Genomic DNA, 6,861 nt, shown 5'->3' with positions numbered 1-6,861 from the left:
GACGTGGCGCGCGTGAAGGCGATGCGCGGCCATCTCGGCGACGAGTTTCCGCTGATGGCCGACGCCAACATGAAATGGACCGTCGAGGAGGCGATCCGCGCGGCGCGCGCCCTGCAGCCGTTCGACCTGACCTGGCTCGAGGAGCCGACGATTCCGGACGACGTCGCGGGACACGCCCGCATCCTGCAGGCGGGCGGCGTGCCGATCGCGGCCGGCGAGAACCTCCGCAGCCTGTGGGAGTTCAAGCCCTATATCGCCGGCGGCGCGCTGTCCTATGCCGAGCCCGACGTCACCAATTGCGGCGGCGTGACCAGCTTCATGAAGATCGCCCGGCTCGCCGAGGCCTTCAATATTCCCGTCACCAGCCATGGCGCGCATGACATCACCGTGCATCTGCTGGCGGCGTGCCCGAACCGGTCGTATCTCGAGGCGCACGGCTTCGGCCTCGACCGCTATATCGAGCACCCGCTGGTTCTGGAGCAGGGCATGGCGATCGCGCCGGACCGGCCGGGGCACGGCATCGCCTTCGACTGGACAGGGCTGGAGCGGCTCGGCGCCGCCTGACGCAGAAACATTTCTGCACACCAAGACGTGACATTCGGAAAAGCAGGTCTGCCGGCGCGCGCTAGGCGGCGTCGCGACAAGCTGCTAGCGTTTCGCGCTTCAGATTGCCGAAAGCGCGATGAGATCATCGCGCTTTGGCTCATTGTCTGAGCACGATCTTTTCGGAAAACCGCTTCACACTTTTCCGGATCATGCTCTAGCGTTAAGGGATCGGAGCAAATGGACAACCGTAGTGATGTTTGGCGCGGCGTCGACGCGATCAAGCCGCGTTTCATCGAATTGAGCGACCGCGTCTGGGCGATGCCCGAGGTCTGCTACACCGAGGCGCGCTCATCCGCCGAACATCTGGCCGAACTGCGCCATCAGGGTTTTCGCATCACCGAGAACGTTGCCGACATCCCGACCGCGGTGATGGGCGAATGGGGCAAAGGCGGCCCGGTGATCGCCTTCCTCGGCGAATATGACGCCCTGCCCGGCCTCAGCCAGGAGGCCGGCGTCGCCGAGCATCGCCCGGTCGAGAGCGGCGGCCACGGCCATGGCTGCGGACATAATCTGCTCGGCTCCTCCGCGCTGCTCGCCGCGACCGCGGTGAAGGACTGGCTCGCCGCCAACAAGGTGCCGGGGCGCGTGCGCTATTACGGATGCCCCGCCGAGGAAGGCGGCGCGGCAAAGGCCTTCATGGTGCGCTGTGGCGCGTTCGAGGACGCCGACATCGCCATCACCTGGCATCCGCACAGCTTCTGGGAGGTGGCGGTGACGCCGTCGCTCGCCAATACCCGCGCCGATTTCATCTTCACCGGGCGCACCTCGCATGCGGCAGCCTCGCCGCATCTCGGCCGCAGCGCGCTCGATGCGGTGGAATTGATGAATGTCGGCGTCAACTACATGCGCGAGCACATGCCGAGCGACGCGCGGGTGCACTACGCGCTGCTCGACACCGGCGGCATCGCGCCCAACGTGGTGCAGGCCCATGCCCGGGTGCGCTATTCGATCCGCGCCCGCGACCTGCCCGGCATGAACGAACTGGTCGAGCGCGTGCACAAGATCGCGCAGGGCGCGGCGCTGATGACCGAGACCAAGGTGGAGATAAAGATCATCTCCGCGGTCTCCAACATCCTGCCCAACACGCCGCTGGAACAGACGCTGCACCGGATCATGGAAGAGCTCGGCCCGCCGCATTTCGACGATGCCGACAAGGATTTCGCCGGCAAGATCCGCGCGACCCTGACCGACAAGGACATCGCCTCGGTCTATTACGCGATCGGCATGGAGTCGACCGACCGGCCGCTCGCCGATTTCCTGGTGCCGATCGACGCCAAGCGCAATCCGCTGATCGGCTCGACCGACGTCGGCGACGTCAGCTGGGTGGTGCCGACCGTGCAGGTCCATGCACCGACGGTTGCAATCGGCACGCCGTTCCACACCTGGCAGGTTGTGGCGCAGGGCAAGACGCCGGCCGCACACAAGGCGATGGTGCAGGCCGCCAAGGCGATGGCCGGCCTCGGCGTCAAGGCGCTGATGGAGCCGGAGCTGATCGCGGCCGCCAAGGCCGACCTCAAGAAGCGGACCACAAGAACGCCGTATGTCAGTCCGCTGCCGGCGAATGTTGCACCGCCGTTGAACATGTCGATCGCCTGAGAGCCACATTGAGCGGGCCGGGCCTGCTCTCCGGGATCAAGCAATCGCTTACCCGCATCGTCATGGCCGGGCTTGTCCCGGCCATCCACGTCTTTCTCACGCGGAAACGGAGACGTGGATGCCCGGCACAAGGCCGGGCATGACGAGTTTGTGGACGGATCGAGCGCATATGCGATAGCTCGGCCTTCAGACGCGAACTCCGGCCTGCGTGGCAAAAAAGCATCTCGGAACAAAGGATAACGAACAAATTTTCCGCACTGCGAGGCGCGCTAGGGAGCGCTTTTGGCGCCGATCTGCTGAACCGATGTGCGGCAAGGGGAGGTTCTGCACAAGCGATAGCCAAAAGACCTAGGCGCTGAACGGCGGGAGCCGTTGACCTTCGCGGTCATTCGGTGTGCCATCCTGCCGCCAACACGGCGGCCGGTTCCACGGCCCGCCGCAATAACCAATTGAGCCGGACCGAGGGGACAATGTTCGACAAGAATCTGCGTGGCATGATCGACGACGTGAAGGACGGGCGGATGGATCGCCGCGCCTTCGTCAAGCGAATGATTGCCGTCGGCCTCACCGCGCCGATGGCCAACCAGATCCTTGCGATCGGCGGCGTCGCGATGGCGCAGAGCCCGAATCCCTACAAGCCGACCAAGCGCGGCGGCGGCGGTCCGCTGAAGCTGTTGTGGTGGCAGGGCCCCACCCTGCTCAATCCGCACTTCGCCACCGGCACCAAGGACCAGGACGGCTCGCGACTGTTCTACGAACCGCTGGCAAGCTGGGACGTCGACGGCCACCTCAACCCGATCCTCGCCGCCGAAATCCCCTCGATCCAGAACGGCGGGCTTTCCAAAGACGCCAAGACGGTGGTCTGGAAACTCAAGCCCGGCGTCAAATGGCATGACGGCAAACCCTTCACCGCTGACGACGTCGTGTTCAACTGGGAATATGCCACCGATCCCGCGACCGCAGCCGTCTCGAGCGGCACCTATTCCGGCATGACCGTAGAGAAGGTCGACGACCTCACGGTCCGCATCAAGTTCAAGGATCCGACGCCATTCTGGGCCAACGCGTTCGTCGGCGCCTATGGCTGCATCATCCCGAAGCATTTGTTCGCCGAATACAAGGGCAGCAAGTCGCGCGAGGCGCCGAACAATCTGAAGCCGGTCGGCACCAGCCCCTACAAGTTCGTCGAGTTCAAGCCGGGCGATCTGGTGCGCGGCGAGATCAATCCCGATTACCACATGCCGAACCGGCCCTATTTCGACACGATCGAGATGAAGGGCGGCGGCGATGCGGTGTCGGCGGCGCGCGCGGTGATCCAGACCGGCGAATATGATTTCGCCTGGAACATCCAGGTCGAGGACGAGGTGCTGCTGCGGCTGGAAAAGGGCGGCAAGGGCAAGACGCTCTATGCCGTCGGCGGCGACATCGAATTCATCGCCATCAACTTCACCGACCCGAACACCGAGGTCGACGGCGAACGCTCGTCGATCAAGACCAAGCATCCGATCCTGTCGGATCCGGCGGTGCGCAAGGCGCTGGCGCTGCTGGTCGACCGCGACTCCGTCAAGAAGGTGATCTACGGCCGCGCCGGCCGCACCACCGCCAACTATCTCAACGGTCCCGAGGAGTTCGTTTCCAAGAACACCAGATGGGAGTTCTCGGTCGAGAAGGCGAGCGCGCTGCTCGAACAGGCCGGCTGGAAGGTCGGCTCCGACGGCATTCGCGAGAAGGACGGCAAGAAGCTGAAGCTGCTGTACCAGACCTCGATCAACGGCCCGCGGCAGAAGACCCAGGCGATCGTCAAGCAGGCCTGCCAGAAGGCCGGCATCGACGTCGAGTTGAAGTCGGTGGTGGCCTCGGTGTTCTTCTCCTCCGACGTCGCCAACCCCGACACCTATTCCAAGTTCTACGCCGACATCGAGATGTTCCAGATCCCGATGACGCAACCCGACCCGGGCCTGCACATGCGCCGCTATCTGTCGCGCAATGCCGCGACCAAGGAGAACAAGTGGCAAGGGCAGAACTTCCCGCGCTGGGTCAACAAGGATTTTGACGCCGCGATCGAGGCGGCCGACACCGAGACCGATCCGATCAAGCGGGCCGAGCTCTACATCAAGTGCAACGATCTGATGTGGCAGGACACGGTGGTGATCCCGGTGATGCACCGCCTCGCGGTGGAAGCCTGCTCCAACACGGTGCGGCCCGCGCTCTCCGGCTGGGCCAACCAGACCGACAATCTGCAAGACTGGTATCGTGAAACCTGAGACACGGGGACAGGTTCGGAGTTGAGTAGGTGCATCTTCTCCCTCTCCCCGTTCTTACGGGGTCGAGACGAGCGGAGCTCGCTCTTGGAGGGTTGGGGTGAGGGGCTTTCGCAGCAAATACCGTGAAAGATGAGTTCGTGGAGACTCCCCCTCACCCGGAATTCAAGCTGTGCTTGAATTCCAACCTCTCCCCGCACGCGGGGCGAGGTGAAGCTCGCCTTTCGACTGGAAGCAAGATCAACGTGCTCAAGGTGCGAGCGTTAGTTAGATGATCTCTCGATGAGTCAATATATCCTGCGTCGCCTGATGATCGCGATCCCGAGCCTGCTCGGGATCTCGCTCGTGCTGTTCGTGGTGCTGGCGCTCGCGCCGGGAGATCCGTTCAGCGAGCTCGCGACCAATCCGAACGTGCCGCCCGAGGTGCAGGCCGCGCTGCGCGCCAAGTTCGGCCTCGACGACCCGATCTATCTTCGCTACCTGCACTGGCTTGCGGCGATGGCGCAGGGCGACTGGGGCTTCTCCTTTGTCAGCCGGATCAATGTCGACACGCTGATCCTGCAGCGGCTGCCGACCACGCTCTACGTGATCGGCTCGGCGCAGCTGCTGGCGCTGTTGATCGCGATCCCGGTCGGCGTCTATGCCGCCACCCGGCCCTATTCGATCTTCGACCAGCTCGCCAACACCTTCGCCTTCATCGGCTTCTCGCTGCCGACCTTCTTCACCGGCATCCTGTTCATCCTGGTGTTCTCGGTGAAGCTGGACTGGCTGCCCTTCGTCTACACCGACGTGCCCGGCAGCGGCATTCCCTGGCTGCTGGAGATGATCCGGCAGGCGATCATGCCGGTGATGGTGCTCGGCCTGTTCCAGGCGGCGTCGATGACCCGCTTCGTGCGCTCGGCGATGCTCGACGTAATCCGGCTCGACTATGTCACCACCGCCCGCGCCAAGGGACTCGGGCAGGCTAAGGTGATCGTCAAGCACGTGATGCGCAACGCGATGATCCCGGTCGTCACGCTGATTGCGCTGCAAATGCCTGCCGTGTTCGGCGGCGCCATCGTCACCGAGCAGATCTTCCGGATTCCCGGCATCGGCTCGCTGCTGATTTCTTCCATCCTCGCCAATGACACGCCGGTCGTGATGGCCGTGACCTTCGTCTTCGCGTGTCTCGTGGTGCTGTTCAACCTGATCGCAGATGTCCTCTATGGCTGGCTTGACCCTCGCATCTCCTTCCGCTGAGCGGCGCGGCTATTCGCCCTGGCGCGAAACCTGGCGGCGCTACCGCCGGCACCGGCCGGCCGTGGTCAGCGCTGTGCTGCTGCTGCTGCTGATCGCGGCCGTCGTGATCGGCCCGTTCGTCTGGCGCGTCTCGATCAGCGACATGGACGTCGTGGCCGGCCTGCAGGGCCCCTCGCTGGCGCATCCGTTCGGCACCGACGATCTCGGCCAGGACCTGCTCGCCCGCATGATCTATGGCGGGCGCATCTCGCTCGCGGTCGGTCTCGCCGCGATGCTGGTCTCGGTGTTCGTCGGCACGCTGATCGGCGCGCTCGCCGGCATGTCGCGCGGCGCGCTCGGCTACGCGCTGATGTGGCTGACCGACTTGTTCCTGTCGTTGCCGCAGCTGCCGCTGCTGTTGATGCTGATCTATCTGTTCCGCGACGGGCTGAAGGCGATGTTCGGCCCGGAGGGCGGCATCTTCATCCTGATCGTGCTGGTGATCGGCGGCTTGCGCTGGATGCCGGTCGCGCGCCTGGTGCGCGCCCAGTTCCTGTCGCTGCGCGAGAAGGAATTCGTCGAGGCGGCGCGCGCGCTCGGCGCGAGCCCGGTGCGGCAGGTGGTGCGCCACATCCTGCCCAACGCGCTGGGACCGGTGATCATCGCCGGCACGATCGACGTCGCCGCCGCGATCATAGCCGAATCGACGCTATCGTTTCTCGGCCTCGGCTTCCCGCCGGACACCCCGACCTGGGGCCGCATCCTCTATGACGCCAAGGATTTTCTCGACATCGGCCCGCATTGGGCGCTGTTTCCGGGCGGCGCGATCTTCATCGCGGTGGTCGCCATCAACTTTATCGGCGACGGGCTGCGCGACGCGCTCGACGCGCGCAAGGTGATCTGATGGCGCTGCTCGACATCAAGGGCCTGAAAACCCATTTCACCACCGACGACGGCATCCTCCAGGCGGTCGACGGCGTCGACATCAGCATCAACCGCGGCGAGACGCTGTGCGTGGTCGGCGAATCCGGCTGCGGCAAGACCGTCACCGCGATGTCGATCCTGAAGCTGATCGCGATGCCGCCCGGCAAGATCGTCCAAGGCGAGATCATCTTCGAGGGTCGCGACCTGGTGCCGCTGACCAGCCATCAGCTCGACGACATCAGGGCGAAGGAGATCGGCT

General features: G+C 64.6%; 5 protein-coding genes and 1 pseudogene. All 6 read left to right on the top strand.

Translation table 11 applies throughout. The features are described from left to right. A partial coding sequence (locus tag AKL29_RS45870; RefSeq protein WP_244482527.1) for a mandelate racemase/muconate lactonizing enzyme family protein occupies positions 1–564 on the top strand: 564 nt, incomplete at its 5' end. A 219-nt stretch (positions 565–783) separates the two neighbouring features. After that, a complete protein-coding gene (locus AKL29_RS31530; RefSeq protein WP_050386849.1) occupies positions 784–2,202 on the top strand; it encodes a M20 family metallopeptidase in 1,419 nt (472 codons plus the stop codon). 470 nt (positions 2,203–2,672) lie between these two features. Then, positions 2,673–4,463 carry a peptide ABC transporter substrate-binding protein gene (locus AKL29_RS31525; protein WP_050386848.1) on the top strand — a complete coding sequence of 597 codons (1,791 nt, stop codon included), beginning with the start codon at positions 2,673–2,675 and terminating at the stop codon, positions 4,461–4,463. Positions 4,464–4,742: 279 nt separating this feature from the next. Beyond that, positions 4,743–5,699 (top strand): ABC transporter permease, encoded by a 957-nt coding sequence (locus tag AKL29_RS31520; RefSeq protein ID WP_016842735.1) that lies wholly within the window; start codon positions 4,743–4,745, stop codon positions 5,697–5,699. Continuing rightward, entirely contained in the window at positions 5,665–6,582 is a 918-nt protein-coding gene (locus AKL29_RS31515) for an ABC transporter permease (protein WP_028334911.1), read from the top strand. The genes AKL29_RS31520 and AKL29_RS31515 overlap by 35 nt, the downstream gene beginning before the upstream one ends. After that, positions 6,579–6,861: pseudogene (locus tag AKL29_RS45865) on the top strand (ATP-binding cassette domain-containing protein); the annotation flags it as partial. The gene AKL29_RS31515 and the pseudogene AKL29_RS45865, both read left to right, overlap by 4 nt.

Source organism: Bradyrhizobium pachyrhizi, assembly GCF_001189245.1.
Taxonomy (GTDB): domain Bacteria; phylum Pseudomonadota; class Alphaproteobacteria; order Rhizobiales; family Xanthobacteraceae; genus Bradyrhizobium; species Bradyrhizobium pachyrhizi.
The sequence above is the reverse complement of the archived record's forward strand: the minus strand, read 5'-3'. Positions and strand labels throughout refer to the sequence as shown.

What these genes read in the sequence shown, in the direction of transcription:
- AKL29_RS31515 (WP_028334911.1), top strand. Translation starts at nt 5,665, where the DNA reads ATGGCTGGCTTGACCCTCGCATCTCCTTCCGCTGAGCGGCGCGGCTAT.
- AKL29_RS31530 (WP_050386849.1), top strand. Translation starts at nt 784, where the DNA reads ATGGACAACCGTAGTGATGTTTGGCGCGGCGTCGACGCGATCAAGCCG.
- AKL29_RS31525 (WP_050386848.1), top strand. Translation starts at nt 2,673, where the DNA reads ATGTTCGACAAGAATCTGCGTGGCATGATCGACGACGTGAAGGACGGG.
- AKL29_RS31520 (WP_016842735.1), top strand. Translation starts at nt 4,743, where the DNA reads ATGAGTCAATATATCCTGCGTCGCCTGATGATCGCGATCCCGAGCCTG.